The sequence below is a fragment of the Ureibacillus sp. FSL W7-1570 genome (assembly GCF_038593265.1).
GTDB lineage: Bacteria > Bacillota > Bacilli > Bacillales_A > Planococcaceae > Ureibacillus > Ureibacillus suwonensis.
Genome location: NZ_CP151979.1, coordinates 24,228 through 42,913 on the forward strand (window position 1 = coordinate 24,228; position 18,686 = coordinate 42,913).

The 18,686-nt window shown below is 41.6% G+C and carries 19 protein-coding genes and 2 pseudogenes; 14 read left to right on the forward strand and 7 right to left on the reverse strand.

Features of this window, described 5'->3' with window-relative positions:
• Positions 1 to 132: 132 nt before the first annotated feature.
• From NST13_RS00105 to NST13_RS00120, 4 genes are all read left to right on the forward strand, one after another.
• Entirely contained in the window at positions 133 to 531 is a 399-nt protein-coding gene (locus NST13_RS00105; protein WP_342581094.1) for a CidA/LrgA family protein, read from the forward strand.
• Positions 506 to 1,183: an LrgB family protein gene (locus NST13_RS00110; protein WP_342581095.1), complete on the forward strand. Its 678-nt coding sequence runs from the start codon at positions 506 to 508 to the stop codon at positions 1,181 to 1,183. The genes NST13_RS00105 and NST13_RS00110 overlap by 26 nt, the downstream gene beginning before the upstream one ends.
• A 268-nt stretch (positions 1,184 to 1,451) precedes the next feature.
• Positions 1,452 to 1,898 (forward strand): CidA/LrgA family protein, encoded by a 447-nt coding sequence (locus tag NST13_RS00115; protein ID WP_342581096.1) that lies wholly within the window; start codon positions 1,452 to 1,454, stop codon positions 1,896 to 1,898.
• Positions 1,873 to 2,550: an LrgB family protein gene (locus tag NST13_RS00120; RefSeq protein WP_342470012.1), complete on the forward strand. Its 678-nt coding sequence runs from the start codon at positions 1,873 to 1,875 to the stop codon at positions 2,548 to 2,550. The genes NST13_RS00115 and NST13_RS00120 overlap by 26 nt, the downstream gene beginning before the upstream one ends.
• 50 nt (positions 2,551 to 2,600) lie before the next feature.
• Here NST13_RS00120 and NST13_RS00125 read toward each other — a convergent pair whose 3' ends face one another.
• The gene (locus tag NST13_RS00125) at positions 2,601 to 4,070 is read right to left on the reverse strand and encodes an aminotransferase class I/II-fold pyridoxal phosphate-dependent enzyme (RefSeq protein ID WP_342581097.1); all 1,470 of its coding nucleotides are present in this window, start codon (positions 4,068 to 4,070) and stop codon (positions 2,601 to 2,603) included.
• 136 nt (positions 4,071 to 4,206) lie between these two features.
• On the opposite strand from NST13_RS00125, the gene NST13_RS00130 reads away from it, so the two are divergent.
• Together NST13_RS00130 and NST13_RS00135 are read left to right on the forward strand one after the other, a co-directional pair.
• Complete coding sequence (locus NST13_RS00130) at positions 4,207 to 5,175, forward strand: nitronate monooxygenase family protein (RefSeq protein WP_342581098.1); 969 nt, start codon at positions 4,207 to 4,209, stop codon at positions 5,173 to 5,175.
• A 31-nt stretch (positions 5,176 to 5,206) separates the two neighbouring features.
• On the forward strand, positions 5,207 to 5,479 hold the full coding sequence (locus NST13_RS00135) for a UPF0223 family protein (RefSeq protein WP_342581099.1): 273 nt from the start codon (positions 5,207 to 5,209) through the stop codon (positions 5,477 to 5,479).
• A 245-nt stretch (positions 5,480 to 5,724) separates the two neighbouring features.
• On the opposite strand, the gene NST13_RS00140 is transcribed toward NST13_RS00135, so the two are convergent.
• Entirely contained in the window at positions 5,725 to 6,354 is a 630-nt protein-coding gene (locus NST13_RS00140; RefSeq protein WP_342581100.1) for a DUF1054 domain-containing protein, read from the reverse strand.
• A gap of 118 nt (positions 6,355 to 6,472) precedes the next feature.
• On the opposite strand from NST13_RS00140, the gene NST13_RS00145 reads away from it, so the two are divergent.
• Together NST13_RS00145 and NST13_RS00150 are read left to right on the forward strand one after the other, a co-directional pair.
• Positions 6,473 to 6,670 carry a hypothetical protein gene (locus NST13_RS00145; RefSeq protein ID WP_342470007.1) on the forward strand — a complete coding sequence of 66 codons (198 nt, stop codon included), beginning with the start codon at positions 6,473 to 6,475 and terminating at the stop codon, positions 6,668 to 6,670.
• Positions 6,671 to 7,002: 332 nt separating this feature from the next.
• Positions 7,003 to 7,815: an inositol monophosphatase family protein gene (locus NST13_RS00150; RefSeq protein ID WP_342470006.1), complete on the forward strand. Its 813-nt coding sequence runs from the start codon at positions 7,003 to 7,005 to the stop codon at positions 7,813 to 7,815.
• 86 nt (positions 7,816 to 7,901) lie between these two features.
• On the opposite strand, the gene NST13_RS00155 is transcribed toward NST13_RS00150, so the two are convergent.
• Positions 7,902 to 8,087, reverse strand: a complete 186-nt coding sequence (locus NST13_RS00155; protein ID WP_342470005.1) for a YlaF family protein — start codon at positions 8,085 to 8,087, stop codon at positions 7,902 to 7,904.
• 119 nt (positions 8,088 to 8,206) lie between these two features.
• Between NST13_RS00155 and typA the strand changes: the two genes are divergently transcribed.
• The 3 genes and pseudogenes from typA to NST13_RS00170 all read left to right on the forward strand — a co-directional run.
• Positions 8,207 to 10,054: a translational GTPase TypA gene (gene typA / locus NST13_RS00160; RefSeq protein WP_342470004.1), complete on the forward strand. Its 1,848-nt coding sequence runs from the start codon at positions 8,207 to 8,209 to the stop codon at positions 10,052 to 10,054.
• Between the two features lie 101 nt (positions 10,055 to 10,155).
• Positions 10,156 to 10,455: a YlaH-like family protein gene (locus NST13_RS00165; RefSeq protein ID WP_342471166.1), complete on the forward strand. Its 300-nt coding sequence runs from the start codon at positions 10,156 to 10,158 to the stop codon at positions 10,453 to 10,455.
• 290 nt (positions 10,456 to 10,745) lie between these two features.
• A pseudogene (locus tag NST13_RS00170) lies at positions 10,746 to 11,282 on the forward strand (ABC transporter substrate-binding protein); the annotation flags it as partial.
• A 159-nt stretch (positions 11,283 to 11,441) separates the two neighbouring features.
• Here the strand turns inward: NST13_RS00170 and NST13_RS00175 are convergent.
• Positions 11,442 to 12,929 (reverse strand): DHA2 family efflux MFS transporter permease subunit, encoded by a 1,488-nt coding sequence (locus NST13_RS00175; RefSeq protein ID WP_342581101.1) that lies wholly within the window; start codon positions 12,927 to 12,929, stop codon positions 11,442 to 11,444.
• A gap of 146 nt (positions 12,930 to 13,075) precedes the next feature.
• Here NST13_RS00175 and NST13_RS00180 point away from each other — a divergent pair, with 146 nt between their 5' ends.
• A complete protein-coding gene (locus NST13_RS00180; RefSeq protein ID WP_342470002.1) occupies positions 13,076 to 13,981 on the forward strand; it encodes a TetR/AcrR family transcriptional regulator in 906 nt (301 codons plus the stop codon).
• A gap of 119 nt (positions 13,982 to 14,100) precedes the next feature.
• On the opposite strand, the gene NST13_RS00185 is transcribed toward NST13_RS00180, so the two are convergent.
• The 3 genes from NST13_RS00185 to NST13_RS00195 all read right to left on the reverse strand — a co-directional run bounded on the left by NST13_RS00185 (position 14,101) and on the right by NST13_RS00195 (position 17,237).
• Complete coding sequence (locus tag NST13_RS00185; protein WP_342581102.1) at positions 14,101 to 15,681, reverse strand: recombinase family protein; 1,581 nt, start codon at positions 15,679 to 15,681, stop codon at positions 14,101 to 14,103.
• Positions 15,682 to 15,702: 21 nt separating this feature from the next.
• Positions 15,703 to 15,906, reverse strand: a complete 204-nt coding sequence (locus tag NST13_RS00190) for a hypothetical protein (RefSeq protein ID WP_342470000.1) — start codon at positions 15,904 to 15,906, stop codon at positions 15,703 to 15,705.
• A 200-nt stretch (positions 15,907 to 16,106) separates the two neighbouring features.
• Complete coding sequence (locus NST13_RS00195; RefSeq protein WP_342581103.1) at positions 16,107 to 17,237, reverse strand: NADH-dependent flavin oxidoreductase; 1,131 nt, start codon at positions 17,235 to 17,237, stop codon at positions 16,107 to 16,109.
• A gap of 668 nt (positions 17,238 to 17,905) precedes the next feature.
• On the opposite strand from NST13_RS00195, the gene NST13_RS00200 reads away from it, so the two are divergent.
• Both NST13_RS00200 and NST13_RS00205 read left to right on the forward strand, forming a co-directional pair.
• On the forward strand, positions 17,906 to 18,061 hold the full coding sequence (locus NST13_RS00200) for a hypothetical protein (RefSeq protein ID WP_342469998.1): 156 nt from the start codon (positions 17,906 to 17,908) through the stop codon (positions 18,059 to 18,061).
• Between the two features lie 162 nt (positions 18,062 to 18,223).
• Positions 18,224 to 18,685, forward strand: a pseudogene (locus NST13_RS00205) (ABC transporter substrate-binding protein); the annotation flags it as partial.
• Between the last annotated feature and the right edge of the window lies 1 nt (position 18,686).

The window sequence follows — 18,686 nt, forward strand, 5'->3', positions numbered from 1 at the left end:
AAAAGAATTCGCCCTTCTTGCATGGAATTTGGGGCGAATTCTTTTTTTGCAGACTGGACAATTTGAAAACGCAGGCGTAGAATAGCGGGGTACAAGAAGGAGGGAAGGTATAACAATTTCTATACCGTTGATATGATCGTTATTCGAACAATTTTGCAAATCCTGATTTTATATCTTTTTTATTATATGGGCGTATTTATTGTTAAAGGGACGCATCTTCCCATTCCGCCAAGCATAATCGGTTTGCTCTTGCTATTTTTGTGCTTGCGGCAAAAATGGATCAAAGTCGGAATGATCCGGGAAGGGGCAGGTTTTTTAATAGGGTTTATGACTTTATTTTTTATTCCATCGATGATTGGCGTCGTGGAATATCCTGAATTGTTGTCTTCAAAAGGGTTTTTTTTAATAGTGACCGTGTTTGCAAGTACGATATTGACAATTTATATGACGGGCATTTTTAGTAAAAAAATAGAAGAAAAAGAGAAGGGGAAGGGGGAAGAAAAGAGTGGAAGCCATCATTTATATCGTTAGCACGATTATAATCTTTTTAATCATGATGAAAATATATAAATGTTTCCCCTATCCATTTTTGATGCCAATCCTTACTACAACCATCGTTTTGGTTGTTTTCATCTTATTGCTAAATATTCCATATGACGAGTATATGGAAGGGGGAAAGTGGATCCAACATTTATTGGGGCCGGCAGTGGTTGCCCTGGCCTATCCGTTATACAACCAACGGCATTTGGTGCTGAAATATAAATATACCATCCTTTCGGGTATCGTTTTTGCCATGCTGATTGGCTTGTTTAGTGTTTTTGCAGGATTGAAATTGTTCCACGAGGAAAAAACGTTTATTTTGACCGCATTGCCCAAATCCTTGACAACACCGATTGCGATGCAAGTAAGTGAAACCATCGGGGGAGTCCCGCCGTTAACCGCCGTTTTGGTGATGGTGGCAGGCTTTACCGGGGCGCTTTTTGGACCTGTCGTTTATAAATTGGGCAAAATCGATTCACCCATCAGTCGGGGGATTTCCATGGGAAGTGCCAGCCACGGTGTCGGAATATCACAGCTGAAGGATTTTGGCGAGGAAGATTTGTCCATCGGTTCGGTCTCCATGAGTTTGAGTATAGTCATCGGGGCCATCCTTTGTCCCATTTTTGTCTCTCTCTTTTTCTAACATAGGCTGGGTTGTCTGAAAAATGTTTGGTACGGATAACCGCATAATGGAAGCAGATGCCGATTTTCTGGCATCTGTTTTCTTTTCATTTGATAGTTTCCTATTCCGTAAAAACATCCTTTCTGAAGCCGATTTCCCCAAAGGGATATCTTCATCACAAATATCCTGAATGCATCTCCAAAATTTAGATTCTTTTGATTTTTCTAAAATAATTAATAGACAATATTTTGTCACAAGTATAAAATAACGAATACGGGGGAGGTGAGTTTTGGAAAAGGGTGTTCCTTTTTCCGATGGAAGTATGAAAATTGTTCGAACGATCATTCAAATTCTGCTTCTGTACGTTTTTTACTACATTGGGGTGTTTATGGTTGAAATCACACATTTACCATTGCCTGCCAGCATCATCGGTTTGGTGCTTCTATTTATTTGCCTACAATTTAAATGGATCAAAGTGGATTATATAAAAGACGGGGCAAATTTCCTGATAGGGTTTATGACGTTATTTTTTATTCCGCCCATTGTCGGCATCATCGATTATCCGGAGCTTATTTCCGTATCCGGTTCGCTATTGGTGGCGTCGGTCATCGTCAGTACGCTTTTCGTGCTTCTGACGACAAGCATGATTTGCCAATGGATTGAGAAAAAAGAATTGGCGATGAAGGGGAAGAAAGAGGGGGAAGTGGAACATGCGAGCAAGTTTATCCATCATTAGTACGGTCATCATCTTTTTATTAATGAAGAAGTTGCATGCCCGGTACCCTTCGCCGATTCTCATGCCCATCTTAACTTCGACCATTATCATCATTGCGGGCCTGCTCTTTTTGAATGTCCCATTTGACGTTTATATGGAAGGTGGGCGCTACCTTCAACATTTGCTTGGACCTGCTGTCGTCGCTTTGGCCTATCCGTTGTACAACCAGTGGCATATGGTGCTGAAATACAAATATACGATTTTATCAGGCATTGTAATTGCGATGGTAAGCGGCTTGATCAGCGTTTATACGCTTCTAGTCGTATTTAAAATCGATAAGGAGTATATATTGACGGCCCTGCCAAAATCGATGACGACACCGGTCGCGATGCATGTGAGCGAAACGATCGGTGGAATCCCATCCCTTACCGCTGTATTGGTATTGATTGCGGGCTTTACAGGTGCCCTGCTTGGTTCGGTCATGTTCACCATTGGAAAAATCGATTCATCGATCAGCCGAGGGATTGCCATGGGAAGCGCAAGCCATGGAGTCGGCACGGCAAAGCTTGTCGACTATGGTGAACTGGATTTATCGATCGGTTCATTGTCGATGGGGCTAAGCGCGGTGGTTGGTGCCATTCTATGTCCGATATTTGTTTATCTTTTTATGTAAAGGAAAAAGCATTCTAGTCCCGCTAGAATGCTTTTGACATTTTCCGCATATTAATATATAGGTTTCCGTTCTTTAATGACACGAATCGTCTGCAGACTTGCATCTTCGGGTCCTTGCACCGGCAGTCCCGCTTCAATGTTCATTTGAATGTAGTCTATATTTTCCTGGGTAATGACTTCACCCGGAATAAAAATTGGGATGCCAGGCGGATACACCATGATAAACTCGGCGCAAATATAGCCGGCGGAGTCTTTGAAAGGAATCACTTCCGTGCTGGAATAAAAGGCATCTCTTGGGGTCATGGCAAGGGCTGGAATATCCGGCACATTCACTTCCGTTTCTTTTATGCAAGCCTCCGAATCAAATGCCTGGGACATGCGTTGCAATGCATTCACAAGCAAATTGATTTCTTTTTTTGTATCCCCCAATGTAACAAGGCAAAGGATGTTGTAAAGATCAGACAATTCCACTTCAATGTTGGCATTTTGCCGGAGCCATTCTTCCGCTTGATGGCCCGTAATCCCCAAGTCTTTGACGCTGATCAACAGCTTTGTAGGGTCCATATCATATGTCGCGGATGAATGGAGCCTCTCTCGTCCAGCTACCTTCAAATGCGGAATTTTATTGATTCGTTTTCTTGCTTCTTTTGCCAAACGGATCGTTTTGTCGATTAAATGATTGCCATTGATTGCCAGCTGTCTTCTGGCGCAATCAAGGGAAGCGAGCAATGGGTATGATGTTGAAGTGGTTGTCAACATCGATAATACGGATTGTACGCGGCTAATGCTCACAAGCCCTTCCCGGACGTTTAATACGGAACTTTGGGTCAAAGAACCTCCTAGCTTATGTACGCTTGTCGCAGCCATATCGGCTCCAGCTTCCATTGCTGAGATTGGCAGTTCATCATGGAATCTCAAATGGATTCCATGGGCTTCATCGACAATTACCGGTATATCTGAAGCATGTGCGATCTCCACAATGCGTTTTAAATCAGCAGCAAATCCGAAATAAGTCGGATTAATCACAAGCAAAGCTTTTGCGTCTGGATATGTTTCGATTGCCTTTTCAACGGATTCGGCAGAAATTCCATGGGTGATCCCGTATTCTTCATCCACTTCAGGATAAATGAAAATCGGAATCGCACCAGACAAAATAATCGCAGACATCGTAGATTTATGAACATTTCGTGGTACCAAAATTTTATCTCCCGGACCGACGACAGACATGATCATCGTCATGATAGCACCACTAGTTCCTTGAACAGAAAAAAATGTATGGTCAGCACCAAAGGCTTCGGCAGCAAGTTCCTGTGCCGCTTTAATTGCACCTTTTGGCGAATGTAAGTCATCTAGTGGAGCAATATTGATTAAATCAATGGATAAAACGTTGTCTCCAATAAATTCTCGAAAAGCAGGATCCATTCCTTGCCCCTTTTTATGGCCTGGGATGTGGAATTGGATCGGATGTCTGTTTCGATGTTTTAACAATGCGTCGAACAGAGGAGTTTCTAACTGTGACAACGCAGGTACCACCTCACTTTATTGTAATTTTAAAAAACAATGAAATTATAGCATCTATAGGCTCCACTTGCTATAAAAATTTAAAGGAAATTTAAGTTTTATTGAAGAACTCATTAATCAATATGAAAAAAAGGGGATGAGCATGATGAATTGGGAAACAAGAGTGACAAAATTATTGGGAATCCAATATCCGATCATACAGGGGGGACTCGCTTATTTGGCCTACTCCGATTTGGCGGCCGCCGTATCCAATGCGGGGGGACTCGGACAAATTACAGCCCTCAGTTTGGAATCTCCTGAACAATTAAGGAAAGAGATCCGAAAAACAAAAGAAAAAACCGATAAACCTTTCGGAGTGAATTTTGCTTTCGGCAATTATGGAAAAGGCTATGAACCGATGGTGGAAGTGGCAATCGAGGAAAAAGTGCCGGTCATTTCGATGACGGGCGGTAATCCTGCTCCGATGTTCAAATTGCTTGAAGGGGTCGACGTGAAAAAGTTGGTCTTGGTTGCGGCACGCCGTCAAGCCCAGAAAGCGGAAGAACTTGGTGCGGATGCAGTGATGGTGGTTGGACAAGAAGGAGGGGGACACTTGGGAAGAGATGATGTGGGGACAATGGTGCTCGTACCGCAAGTCGTGGATAGCGTATCCATCCCTGTCATCGCTTCTGGAGGGATTGGAGATGGACGAGGGTTGATGGCGGCTTTGGCTTTGGGAGCGGAAGGAATCGAAATGGGGACAAGATTCATTGCGACGAAGGAATGCGTGCATGCCTCCCCGGAATATATTAAAGCTTTGCTCAACAGTTCCGAAACGGATACGGCGGTCATCAAGCGATCATTAGGAACTCCAGCCCGAGCCTTAAAAAACGGATTTACAGAAAAAATATTGCAAATCGAAAAGGAAACCCCAACCTATGAAGCCCTTAAAGACTATATCAGCGGAGAAGCGAATAAACGCTTTATTTACGATGGGGACGCGGAAAACGGCTTTGGTTGGGCAGGGCAAGTAACCGGTTTAATCAAAGATGTCCCTTCAGTACAAGAATTGTTTAAGCGTATGATTCGGGAAGCGGAAGAAATTCGGTTAAAATGGGGAAGATAAAGAGAAAACAAATGAAGCGAGGTAAAGCCGTATGGAATATGCGTATCCAATTTCCCCTGATTGGTCAACAGAGGAAATAATTGCAGTGGTGAAATTTTTTGAGGGAATTGAACAAGCGTACGAAAAAGGGATCAAAAGGGAGGAGATGTTGGAAAAGTATCGCCGTTTTAAACAAATCGTCCCTTCAAAAGCGGAAGAAAAAACCCTCTTTCGGGAATTTGAAGAGGTCAGCGGATATGCAAGCTACCCTGTGGTGAAGCAGGCGAGGGAATTAAAGGATGGGGATTGGATTCATATGAATTGAGTCCACATCCTCTTGACGAAAAAAAGGAGCAATATGGCTCCTTTTTCTTTTTCCAAACAGCATTTTATGAAGACTTGATGCGGAATATTATTAAATTCAAAGAAAAAAAGCGGCTGAAAAATGTAATGTTTAATGTCGTCAACAGCATATTTATTTATACAACATACAGCAGGAAATAAATCAATCCTCATTCAAAAGAAAATGAAGAAGTTCATGCCGTTTAAATGGAATACAAAAAGCACAATTTAATTTTTTCCAATCATCATTTCGTAAATTGGGAAAAGTGCTTCAAAAGTATCCTCCGCCACTTTTAAAAACTCTTCCGAAGATAGATTTATGCATGTTTCACGAGGAATATGACGTCCAACCAAAAATTCCCCTTTTTTCACATCCCGAAGTCGAACCAGAAGTTCCTCCAACCGGCCATCCAATGCATCCTTTAAAGGAATGGCATCAGGGGACGTATGATCGCCTGAAATAATGAAATCATCAGGCAACTTCCGAAATGCATCCAATGAATTCAGCAAACGTTGGGCCATGGCAGATTTTTGTGGAACTTCATAAATTATTGCAACAACGATGAATAAATGGTTGTTTGTAAGCCCAATTTGAAAATGGGGAAGCGATTTGTATCCGCGTTTATATGGGGCAAATGCCACCCATGAATCATTCGGCGGATTGACGGTTCTTCTTGCATGTTTGGCGATATGGGCAAAAAATTCATCACCGGTTTTCGCACTGAAATATCCGGCAAAATGTTCCCCCAGCGCTTGGAATTTGGGACGTACAATCGTTTTCAATGCATCCATTCGGGCGTCTAAACCGTCTATTGTAAAAACATCAAAATCGGAATTTGTCCATTTGATATCAACCATGAATTGTTTTCCTCCTTTTTGAATCTTATGTTTATTTTCCATGTTTTTTGGGAAAAATCTTGTAACAAACAGCACTTCACCTTGAGACAAAAATAATTGGGAAAGGAAAGTGAGTGGCATGAGACAAACGGTTAAGATTATTCGCAAAGTTGATATTGAAAAACAATATGAACACGCTTTACGGTTGGAATTAGATTATGAATTGGCTTCCCTTTATTCCGCGATGCAAGAAAACGATACGAAGGAAATGGAAAGATGCAAAAAACGCTTAAAAGAAATCCAAGATGAATTAAACGGTCTGCACGCGTATGCGTAAGCAGTTTCCCTTCCTATAGAATCACTTGCTTTGATCGTCGAGCAAGTGATTTTTTATTTTTGAAAAATGTTAAGTCATAGGTTGTTTTCAATTTATCTTCTGCAGCCTTCTAAAAAAGTATATAATAATAACGTGAAAAATAAAAAAATTAAGATTTTATGACAGGGATTGCAACTTTGGCAATTTTGGACCCCTTTTCAATAAATCATGTTAAAATAATGATAAAGGGGAATCTTTCATTCTTAAATGGCCTTATGAAATTTCTGAATTTTAGAAATTATATTTCAAAATAGTAGAAATCTATGGTAGATAAGAAGGCAGGTTTTTAACAAATGGATTTACGGAAAATAAACGATTTTGCAATAAAAACTATTTTTCATGCCGGTGATCAAATACGCGAATCTTTTTCAAAAGAATTGATTATAGAAACAAAAGCGAGCGCCAATGATTTGGTGACAAACATCGACCGGAAAATCGAACAATATTTTGTGGAAAAAATAAAGGAATTGGACCCTTCCCATAAGATTTTGGGGGAAGAAGGGATGGGGGATAAAATTGTGACATTGGATGGCCCCCTATGGATTATCGATCCAATTGACGGCACGATGAATTTCATCAAACAAGGCCGCAATTTCATGATTTCAATCGGTTTCTTTGTCGATGGAGTCGGGAAGTTGGGGTATTTGTATGATGTGATGCGGGATGAATTAATTTACGCGATCAAAGGCGAAGGTGCGTTCATCAATGATCAGCAAATCGGCAAATTAAAGCCGTTGAAGATTGAAGAAGCTGTGATTGGAATCAACTCCAGCTGGGTGATCCCGAATGGAAAAATCAATCACGAAAAAGTGGTAAAACTGATCCGGACTGTGCGCGGCACCCGTTCATACGGTTCAGCCGCCATGGAAATTGCTTTGGTGGTGACAGGCAAACTGGATGCTTATCTATCAATGAGATTGGCTCCATGGGATATCGGAGGCGGAATGGTCATCGCCCAGGAGGTGGGAGCGGTTGTATCGAACTTGAAAGGCCAACCGTTCAATTTATTGAACCACGATACATTCCTTATTGCGAACCCATCAATCCATCAGTTGTTGCTGGAACATTATATCGAATTAAAAGACGAGAAGCAGCATTCCAATTAAATAATCAACCTTTCCAATCCAATTTTAAGATTGCGGATCTGGGATAAAATAAAAAGTGCTCGCCATTTAAGGTCGAGCACTTTTTACTATAGCAGCCCTTTTTCACGAAATTTTCTTTTCATGCGGAAACCGATTCCCATAACGGCACATAATGCCACGATGCAAGCAATGATTGTAGGAACGCTTCTTATGGCGATCGCGTAACCAATGGAAACCATTGATAATAGTGCAGCGATGGAGAAAAGCAGCATGACAAACTTCGCTTTATTCATCAAAAGCCCCCCTTTAGAGTTCGAAGGTTAAAAAAGTGTTATTAAAAAAAGACATTTTTCATGTTCTTGTGATATAATAACACAGTTAATCTTATGAACAAAGAAATTGGAGTGGAATCATGACAAAATTACGTGAAGATATTCGCAACATCGCTATCATTGCACACGTTGACCACGGAAAAACAACATTAGTCGATCAATTATTGAAACAATCCGGAACTTTTCGTGTAAATGAGCATGTTGAAGAGCGAGTATTGGATTCGAATGACTTAGAACGCGAACGCGGCATCACTATTTTAGCAAAAAATACTGCCGTTCACTATAAAGGGACAAAAATTAATATTTTGGATACTCCGGGACACGCGGATTTCGGGGGCGAAGTGGAACGTATTCTGAAAATGGTTGACGGGGTTCTGCTCGTCGTGGATGCATACGAAGGTTGTATGCCCCAAACACGCTTTGTATTGAAAAAAGCGTTGGAACAAAAGTTGACACCGATTGTGGTGGTGAACAAAATCGATAAAGACTCTGCCCGCCCTTTGGAAGTGGTGGATGAAGTATTGGATCTATTAATTGAATTGGGTGCGGATGAAGACCAATTGGACTTCCCGGTTGTCTATGCCTCAGCTGTCAACGGAACAGCAAGCCTTGATCCGGATCCGGCAAATCAGGACGCTGATATGCAATGCTTGTTTGATACGATTATTGATCACATTCCTGCACCGGTGGATAATTCGGATGAACCATTGCAATTCCAAGTGACTATGCTGGATTATAATGACTATGTAGGACGGATCGGAATCGGACGCATTTTCCGGGGAGAAATCCATGTGGGCCAATCCGTTGCCCTAATGAAACTGGATGGCAGTGTCAAACAATATCGCGTGACGAAATTGTTGGGCTACTCCGGTTTGAAACGGGAAGAAATTGAATCGGCAAGTGCCGGAGATATCGTCGCGGTTTCCGGAATGGATGACATTAACGTAGGGGAAACGGTATGTGCCATTGAGCATCAAGAGGCGTTGCCGCCACTTCGCATCGATGAACCGACATTGCAAATGACGTTTCTTGTGAACAATTCCCCATTTGCAGGAAGAGAAGGAAAATTTGTGACGGCCCGTAAATTGGAAGAAAGATTAAGACAGCAATTGGAAACGGATGTTTCATTGCGGGTGGAAGATACCGATTCACCGGATGCATGGATTGTTTCCGGCAGAGGAGAGCTTCATTTATCCATCTTGATTGAAAATATGCGCCGCGAAGGATATGAATTGCAAGTTTCAAAACCGAAAGTGATCATCAAAGAAATCGATGGAGTCAAATGCGAACCGGTGGAACGGGTACAAGTGGATGTTCCTGAAGAATATGTGGGTGCCGTGATTGAATCATTGGGCAATCGCAAAGGCGAAATGGTGGATATGATCAATAACGGCAATGGACAAACCCGCCTCATTTTCATGGTGCCATCCCGCGGATTGATCGGGTATACAACGGAATTTATGTCCATCACCAAAGGGTACGGAATCATCAACCACTCCTTTGACAGCTATCAACCGGTTGTTCCTGGCCGTGTCGGTGGCCGCCATAACGGGGCTCTTGTATCGATGGAAACTGGAAAAGCGACAACTTATGGTATGATGCAGATAGAAGATCGTGGTACACTATTTGTAGAGCCGGGCACGGATATTTACGAAGGAATGATTGTCGGGGAAAATAGCCGGGAGAACGACCTTGCCGTCAACATCACAAAACAAAAACAAAAAACGAATATCCGTTCCGCAACGAAAGATCAGACAGCGGTCATCAAAAAACCGCGCCTTTTGACACTGGAAGAAGCATTGGAATTTTTGAATGATGACGAATATTTGGAAGTAACACCACAATCCATCCGTTTAAGAAAACAAATTTTAAATAAAAGTGAAAGAGAAAAATTGGCGAAAAAACAAAAATACGCCGAGCAAGAATAATTCTCTTCTTGGGAATGTGAAAGGTGTTGTTCGACTTGAAGCTATTTGGTTTAATTTTGGCATCCGCCGCTGTCAGTGATTCTGACCGGGTATTTAATCGCATGTCGGCAGTCACTCGCTATGTTTACGAAAACGCACCGAATAATCAAGTGGCAGGATACATCATTTTTATCCTGGTGTTCATCCTGTCCGCCATTGTTTACAAACTCGGTTTTGCCAAAAAACTGAGTTTGGGGAAAAATATAATCATTTATATTTTTCTATTTCTAGGTTGTATTCTTCTTACCTTTTTCGCCCTATTCTTGCCGATGATTGAAGGATTGATTGTTGCGGCACTTGTTTTGATTCTCTATAAAATCCGTTTATGGCGAGAGAAAAGAGAAGAGAAAGAGGCTTCCTGACAAGGGAAATAGGGAGACTTGTCATCGGGTCAATCATTTTTCAATGAAGATTTGTAGAGTTGAGCGAATCGGGAAACGGACTGTTTTCCCGGTTCGCTTTTTTTGTTGCACATGTGTCCATGGTTTCATATTTTTGATCGGCCAGCTTACCCTCCTTTTGGAAGGCGGATAAGACACATTGGTATCGTTATCCGGGAGCCGGACCAAATTCATGGGCATTCACACATTATTTTCCCTTCGCATAACCTACTCTTGATAATGGATGCTGACGAAACAAGGAGGTAAGAGGGATGAAATGGTGGAAGATTAGTCTTTCCGTCATGCTGGCAGGGATGATGGTTTTTCTTGCCGCGTGCGGAGACAAAGAGATGACAAAAGTGAAAGTAGGGGAAGTAACACGTTCCATCTTTTATGCACCACAATACGTGGCGATTTCCAAAGGATATTTTGAAGAAGAAGGGCTGGAAATTGAACTTTCCACAATTCCCGGCGGGGATAAAACAATGACTGCCCTCCTTTCAGGTGGAATCGATATTGCCCTTGTTGGAGCGGAAACTTCCATTTATGTGACAGCACAAGGCGCCAATGATCCGATCAAAAACTTTGCCCAATTAACCCAAACGGATGGAACGTTCTTAGTGTCCCGGGAAAAAATTGACGAATTTTCATGGGATCTGCTGAAAGGTTCCACATTCCTTGGCCAGCGCAAAGGCGGCATGCCGCAAATGGTTGGGGAATTTGTATTGAAAAAACATGGCATCGACCCTCACAAGGATCTAAACTTGATCCAAAACATAGAATTTGCCAATATTGCAACAGCCTTTGCATGCGGGTACATAAGACACTACTTACAACCGGGATGGATTCATGGAAGTTGCAATGAAAAGATTTTAAACCATATGGTGAATGACAAAATGAAGCTGCTTATCCCTTTTCCTTCAAAGGGGCAAGCAGCTTCATTGTTTAATGGATTTGATTCAACCCGTTTATTTATTTTCAATATTTTCCGCGATGACTTTGCTTACATCAACCCGTTTTAAGAATAATGTCAAGATTAAAGCCACAATCGTCACGATTGTTGCAACCAAGAATGACACTTGAATACCTTCAAGCAATGCCTGTTGCTGGATCCCTGCGATAAACGTCGGATTTTGCAATTCTGCCGGATTTGCGGCTTTTACCGCTTCCACCAATTCTTCCCCTTTATTGGTAGCGACAGAATTCATCAACGTCACGAACAACGCCGTTCCGATTGAACCAATCACTTGTTGAACCGTGTTGTTGACCGCTGTACCATGTGGATTCAAGCGGTTCGGCAATTGGTTCAAACCGTTTGTCATAATAGGCATCATGACCATTGACATACCAAACATCCGCAATGTGTACATTAAAACAATGGTCGTTTTTGTTGTTTCCAAATCCATCGTGGATAACAAATAAGTTCCGTAAGCAGTAACGGATAACCCGACAAATGCCAAAATACGCGGACCGAATTTGTCGAACAATCTTCCTGTGATTGGTGACATGATTCCCATTGCGAGGGCACCCGGCAACATCATTAAACCTGAATCAAGCGGTGAAATACCGCGGACGTTCTGAACGTAAGCCGGTGTTAAAATCATCCCTGAAAACATGGCGGCTGTGACAACCATCGAAATGATGTTACCAACGGCAAACATTGGGTATTTGTAAACGCGCAAATCCAATAAAGGTTGTTCCAAGCGGAATTGGCGGATGATGAACCAAATGATGCCGATTGCTCCTATAATCAACGTCGAAAGAACTTTTGCATCCGACCATCCTTCAGTGCTGGCCGTTGAACAGCCGTATAGTACGCCACCGAAACCGATAATCGATAATAGAATGGAAAAGTAGTCAATGGAAACGTCGCGTGTTTCCAATATGTTTTCCAATTTCCAAATAGCTAAAATCAAGCTGATGACAGCAAAGGGCAGTATCATTTCGAATAATACCCGCCAGTCCCAATATTCCACAATATAACCGGACAATGTTGGCCCGATTGCCGGTGCGGTAATCATAACCAAACCGAAAATCCCCATTGCCGCGCCACGTTTTTCGCGGGGGAAGCTCACAAGCATGATGTTCATAAGCAACGGACCCATTACGGAACCGCCAGCCGCTTGAATCATACGCCCGGCCAAAAGCACACCAAAGTGGGGAGCATATGCCGCCAATGCGGTACCAATAGTGAATAGCGAAATTGCTGTAATAAATAAATGACGGTTTTTAAACCGTGTAATTAAAAAGGCGGATACAGGAATCAGAACACCACTTACCAGCATGTAACCTGTAGCCAACCACTGAACAGTTGAATAATCCACTTCAAAATCTTTCATGATTGTTGGTAGTGCAACATTCAACAAAGAGTTATTTAAGAATGAAACAAACGCGCCAAAGAAAAGTATTGCAATCACTAAATATGGCGGTTTTTTCCCTTGTTTATCTAATGTCATATTATCCCTTTCCCCATTTCTTTCTTTTTATCGACTTAAACATTTTATACCCATAGTTCAATTTTATCAATAAAAAAATACATTCAGTCCAACATTGATTTTTTGTGTATAATAAATAGAGCATTATATAAATAGAGGAGTTCAAAATGAATAAAAGAAAAAAAGCGGTCATTGATCATGCTTTGCGATTGTTTGTAGAACATGGAATTGCGAAAACATCAATCCAACAAATCATTGAAAGAGCAGGGATTTCAAAAGGAACTTTTTACAATTACTTCTCTTCCAAAACGGAATGTATTGAAGCGATATTGGAGCAGGCGAGATATGATGCCTCACTTTTACGGGCCGAACTCATGATAGGAAAAGACCCTACGGATATCAACGTATTCGCCAACCAGATTGCTGTATTATGGAAGATTAATCAGGAATCCGGATTGGATGTGCTATACGAAGAAATTTTGCATTCAGGGGAAGACGAATTAAAAGAACTGGTTTTGCGTCATCGGATATTGGAGTTTGAATGGTTCCGATTGCGTTTGATTGAAGTTTACGGAGATGAAATGCGCAATTACGGGTTTGAAGCGGCAATATTATTTTATGGAATGTTTCAATATTTAACCTTCACCTGCAAAATTTCCAATCACCATTCCATTTCTTTGGAGGAAATCGCTTCAATATTGTTGAAATATTTGGAAAAAATTATTGATATGATGATAAATGAAAAAACGGCAGTATTAAATGCCGATAAAATAAATACCATTTTATCCATTTCGAAAAAACAATATCGTTTGGATATTTCAGAAATAAAAAAGAAACTGGAAGATCTGATCAAGGAAAATTTATCAAGCAATCAGAAAGAAATTACAATGGCCATCATCGAGGAATTCCATCGCGAATCTCCCCGGACCATTATACTCAATGCTTTATTGAAAGTTTTTATTGACGAATTTAAAGGCTCCGAATTGGAACAGACAGTGAAAGAAATCGCAAGCCTTATTTGGTATGATGTGCGTTCAAAACAGTTGCGTCAAAAAAAGGCGCAAAAAGTTTGATCCCATTGACGAAGGAAGCGGGACACCTTCTAAAAAAATGAGCTATTTTAGTAGACGCCAGCCACTAAAATAGCTCATTTTTATATGCCGTACAAGAAGAGCCGTTCCGATGAAAAAGTTTAATTGATGTTCCCTTCAAAATAATCCGACAACCCGATATTCAATTCAATTTCAATTTCGTTTTTGCCTAAATACACTTTATTGATTAATTTCGAGAGCAATGCTTTTTTATGATCCCCATCCGCTACTTCGAACTTTTGCGCCCAATGTTTCAATTCATTCGCCAAGAAATTGACATCTGAACAGGTTTCCCGTTCTTTTTGCAATTCTTCCGTCAAAGAATGGATTAGCGCCGACTTTTCCTCCATTTGTTTTTCAATTGTTTCCAAGGCAAGAGAAAGCTGTTCCGGTGTAAATGCGCTCTCGCCGATCAAAGCCTTCCCGATTTCTAAATTCAGTTTTTCCTGCTGTTTCTTTAAATCAACGTACTCTTTTTTTAAATGTTTGATATTTTGTTCTTTCAGTTTTACTCTTTCAGCTTTCAAATGTTTGCCTGCTTCCAGGTATGGTTGAAGTTCGAATTGGGATAGGATGGATTTGAGTTTATTGATAATGAGCGTGTCGTATTTTTTTCCACCCCATATGTTTTGACGGTGACGGCAATAAGTTTTGCCTTTGTTTAAAGGGCATCGGTATCGGTAAATGGCGGTTTTATGCCTTTTATCTTTTGAAGATTTGTAAAGGTAATTGGAAGTCAGCTTTGAACCGCAATATTTGCAATAGGCAAGGCCTGACAGCAGCAATTTTCCTGATCTCGGGATATCCGATTTGTCCTGTTCTTTCATGTTGCCGCGTCTAATTTTTCGGATTCGCTCAGCCTGATAAAACAATTCCTCAGGAAGGATTTGCAGTTTTTCGTTAAATGGCTGCGTTCCTCCTGCAGCCGTTTTATATCTTTTAAATCCGATATAAATGGGGTTGGACAGTATTCTTTGGATGGTGCTCACAGCAAAGATTTTGCCATCACGGTTACGATAGCCCTGTTCATTTAAATGATCGGCGATTTTTCGATAGCCCATATGTTTGTTTACATATAAGTGGTAAATCAGCTTAATGATTTCCGATTCCATTTCGTCCGGCACCAATTCTTTTACACGGCGGTCTTTGTTTTTCCAATGCCGCTCTTCTGTTTCGACAATTTTATAGCCCAATGGTGCTGTTCCGCCTTGAAAATAGCCTTGTTCACTCAGTTGTTTTTTGGCTTCTTTCACCCGGATGGATGTTTTTTGGCTTTCCCCATCGGATTGCCAAAAACTGATATAATTCAGCAGTTTGTCGACATGGGATTCGATTTTCCGTTGCCCTTCTTTTACGGACCAGACTTCGATGCCATGTTGAATCAGAAAATTGACCATGACCGGTGTTTCATCTTCCCGGCGTCCTAAACGGTCGAACATGAAAACCAGCAACACATCGAATTTTTTCTTTAAAGCTCCTTCTTTTAGTGCCGCCATTTCATCCCGCTCATTGACGGATTTTTTCCAGCCGGATACGCCCTTTTCGTACAACTCATTTGTGATGGTCCAATCGGGTTTGCCGTTGACGAATTCATGGCAGGCGTTTTTTTGCATAGGAATGTCTTCATCTGCGCTGACTTGTTGTTTTTTCGACACCCGGTAAAGGCACCAAACCCGTTTCATTACCACACACCCGTCCAAAAGTTATAATAGCTCCAGGAAAAAGGTTTTTAATGCATTGCGGGCTTCCTTTCTTTTCTCCTCATCTTTCGTGAATTTCAGGTGTATTTTCACTTCGTTGTCTGATAAATCCGTTAAATAATCAAACCCATCATCGGATTTGTGCAAATATTTCACTCCGCCAATGACCATTTCACCCGATTGCTTTGAAGGATTAACATCATTCAATCAAATCCCCCCGTTTTTTTAAGGTGTTAAATTGTATTCGTGCTGAATTGATAATATTAGTCATTTTCCGAAACGGAAATGTCGAAACGCCAAGTCGGAATCAACTTTTTTACAAAAAAAGACCCCATAAAAGACCTGCACATGTGTGTACAGCTTCATGGGGCCAATTTTTCCGTTTACTTATAATGAATCAGGAATCTTTAGCGTTCTTTCACCGGGAACCAGCCTGGTCTGGAAATGATTTGTTCCCATAATCCATCCGGAATGATCAGTTCTTCCTGTTGGTCAGTGAAAATGACAATGGAGATTTCATCTTCCCTTCCTTCCTGGATTTTTTGCACCCAATCCGGATCCACAATCATTTCTCTGCCTATGGCAATGAGGTCAACCCCTGTTTCCAGCGCTTCTTTCGCATCGTCGGCAGTTATAATGGAACCGACGCCGATGAGTGGTACACGGCCGTTGATGGTTTCAAGTAAATATTCAATCCGCGTTTTAGTGAAATCCTCGACGCCGACTCTTGGAGTGGAGCGGAAATCATTTAATGAAACATGCAGATAATCAAGTCCTTGATTTGCAAGTACATCAACAAAGACAAGAGTATCCGCCATTGTAATGCCAGGTGTTTCCGGTTCTTCCGGAGAGAAACGGTAACCGACGATGAAAGGGGATTTTGCATGTTGGTCGACAACGCTTTTTACTTTCTTGATGATTTCAAGCGGGAACGACATTCGTTTTTCAAGGGTGCCGCCATATTGGTCTTCCCGGCGGTTGGAATGTGGCGAGAAAAATTGATGAATCAGATAGCCGTTCGCCCCATGAATCTCAACGCCATCAAAACCGGCTTCAATCGCGCGGCGGGTCGCTTCACCAAATGCATCAATGATTTCTTCAATTTCTTGAATCGTCAAAGATCGGGGTGTTTCCGCCCCGGGTCTTTCAGCCGGAACCGCACTCGCGCTAACAATATCTCCGTCCGGTACAAGTTCAGGCGGGCATAATCTTCCGCCGTGATGGATTTGAAGTATGGCTTTGGCTCCTTGTTGTTGAATCGCGGTTGCCACTTTTCTTAACCCCGGAATCATTTCATCACGATCTGCGGCAAATTGGCCGTGGAATGCTTTCCCATTTGGGGTTACATAAGCGCAAGCCGTGATGACTGCACTCACGCCCGCAGATCTCCGGGCATAGTATTTTAATTCAATTTCTGAAACGGAGCCGTCCGGATTGGATGACCAGTGTGTCATTGGAGCAATGACGATGCGGTTTTTCAATGTCACACCATTCGGGAAGGTAAAAGGTGAAAATAAACTTTTAAATTTGTCCTTCATAACTTTTCCCCCAATCAGTTATTTCACTCACTTTAACGATACGCCTTTATTGGATAATTTTTCAAATATAACGCATAAAAAAAATGGAGAGTCCCCTGTTGGGCAGAGGTGAGGAACGGCTTCTTTAGGGCGTTATTTCTTTACAAATATGATTTCTCCTTTAAGATATTCTGTAGTGAAAATACATATATTCGAACTGATGGCTTAATCCATTAAACCATCTTTTGTTAAAAAGAATTTTTTTGATTGCATGTTGCAGAGGTGAGTCCGCTGATTCATTTTTTTGAAACGGTACAAGGAATAGCAACGTTCTTCTTATTATTTTGCGGGTATATCTATTACAGGCAATTAAAGAGAAAGAGGTTGGAGAAAAAGGTTTCGGCGTTTGAGAATGTAATGTATCTATTGACGGGCTTATCCGTATTCCTTTTTGCCGCCAGTTTTTTGCTTCTTTTTTTAGATGCCCTTTTTGAAGGCGAATGATTGAATGCCCGTTTGGAAGCTTCAGTCAGATCCGGCAATCAGGAGACTCCTTGAAAAAGGGGCTTTTTTTGTTTTTGGGCGGATTGGAATGTTTATTTTTGAAAATATGGCCAAGCAAAAATCAGGGAACTTTTTTTCCATTGATTCGTAGAAATCACCAACCGTATTTTTAAGGGGGAATATTTATGAAGCCAATCAATTTTAAGAATCCACATGTAGCAAGCTATCTTTTAATCGGGGTTGTATTTTTTATGATCGGTTTTACAAAAGGGATCCTTTTCTTTCTCTTGGGGGCGATTTTTATTTTGTTAGGGATTCGGCAAAACGCCCGTTTATCTTAATCATCAATTGCTGCAAACATCGATTAGGGCCTTATTCCTGCCGTCAATGATCCCGAATCTTCCATCCTAACTGCCGGCCATCCCGGAATCAAAAGCCTATGTTGCCATCTGTATTTAGGATGACCTTTCCTGGCATGACAGTAGTGTCTTTTGTACCCTCGCGCTTTTGCATCCGGAACGGGGGAATTCGTACAACTATTTGAACCGACCGCAAGCGTTTTTGAAAAAGAAGGAATCGGCTATGTGGTGGCATCATTCGGTACGGAATCCGGGCATGTTCCATATACGGTGTTTATGGCGAAAGAAAGTTACTTGAAGAAAAATCCGGAAGTGGCGGAGAAATTTACGAGAGCCATCAAAAAAGCGCAAGACTTTGTGTATGATGCTCCGGCGGAAGAAGTGGCAAAAGCCATTCAGCCATTCTTTGAAGATACGGACGTTGAATTGATTGCACAAGTGGTGGAACGCTACCGCCAGCAGGAATCCTTTGCGAAGGATCCGATTTTGGATGAGGAAGAGTGGAACAACTTGCAGGATATCATGGAAGAAGTGGGGGAGCTTCCGATGCGCATGGATTACTCAAAACTGGTGGATACAACATTCGCCGAGAAGGTAACGAAGTGAT

Bases quoted from the DNA above. Each gene is read 5' to 3' on its own strand.
- NST13_RS00105 (WP_342581094.1), top strand. From the start codon at position 133: ATGATCGTTATTCGAACAATTTTGCAAATCCTGATTTTATATCTTTTT.
- NST13_RS00120 (WP_342470012.1), top strand. From the start codon at position 1,873: ATGCGAGCAAGTTTATCCATCATTAGTACGGTCATCATCTTTTTATTA.
- NST13_RS00130 (WP_342581098.1), top strand. From the start codon at position 4,207: ATGAGCATGATGAATTGGGAAACAAGAGTGACAAAATTATTGGGAATC.
- NST13_RS00135 (WP_342581099.1), top strand. From the start codon at position 5,207: ATGGAATATGCGTATCCAATTTCCCCTGATTGGTCAACAGAGGAAATA.
- NST13_RS00140 (WP_342581100.1), bottom strand. From the start codon at position 6,354: ATGGTTGATATCAAATGGACAAATTCCGATTTTGATGTTTTTACAATA.
- NST13_RS00145 (WP_342470007.1), top strand. From the start codon at position 6,473: ATGAGACAAACGGTTAAGATTATTCGCAAAGTTGATATTGAAAAACAA.
- NST13_RS00150 (WP_342470006.1), top strand. From the start codon at position 7,003: ATGGATTTACGGAAAATAAACGATTTTGCAATAAAAACTATTTTTCAT.
- NST13_RS00155 (WP_342470005.1), bottom strand. From the start codon at position 8,087: ATGAATAAAGCGAAGTTTGTCATGCTGCTTTTCTCCATCGCTGCACTA.
- typA (WP_342470004.1), top strand. From the start codon at position 8,207: ATGACAAAATTACGTGAAGATATTCGCAACATCGCTATCATTGCACAC.
- NST13_RS00165 (WP_342471166.1), top strand. From the start codon at position 10,156: ATGTCGGCAGTCACTCGCTATGTTTACGAAAACGCACCGAATAATCAA.
- NST13_RS00175 (WP_342581101.1), bottom strand. From the start codon at position 12,929: ATGACATTAGATAAACAAGGGAAAAAACCGCCATATTTAGTGATTGCA.
- NST13_RS00180 (WP_342470002.1), top strand. From the start codon at position 13,076: ATGAATAAAAGAAAAAAAGCGGTCATTGATCATGCTTTGCGATTGTTT.
- NST13_RS00185 (WP_342581102.1), bottom strand. From the start codon at position 15,681: ATGAAACGGGTTTGGTGCCTTTACCGGGTGTCGAAAAAACAACAAGTC.
- NST13_RS00195 (WP_342581103.1), bottom strand. From the start codon at position 17,237: ATGAAGGACAAATTTAAAAGTTTATTTTCACCTTTTACCTTCCCGAAT.
- NST13_RS00200 (WP_342469998.1), top strand. From the start codon at position 17,906: ATGAAGCCAATCAATTTTAAGAATCCACATGTAGCAAGCTATCTTTTA.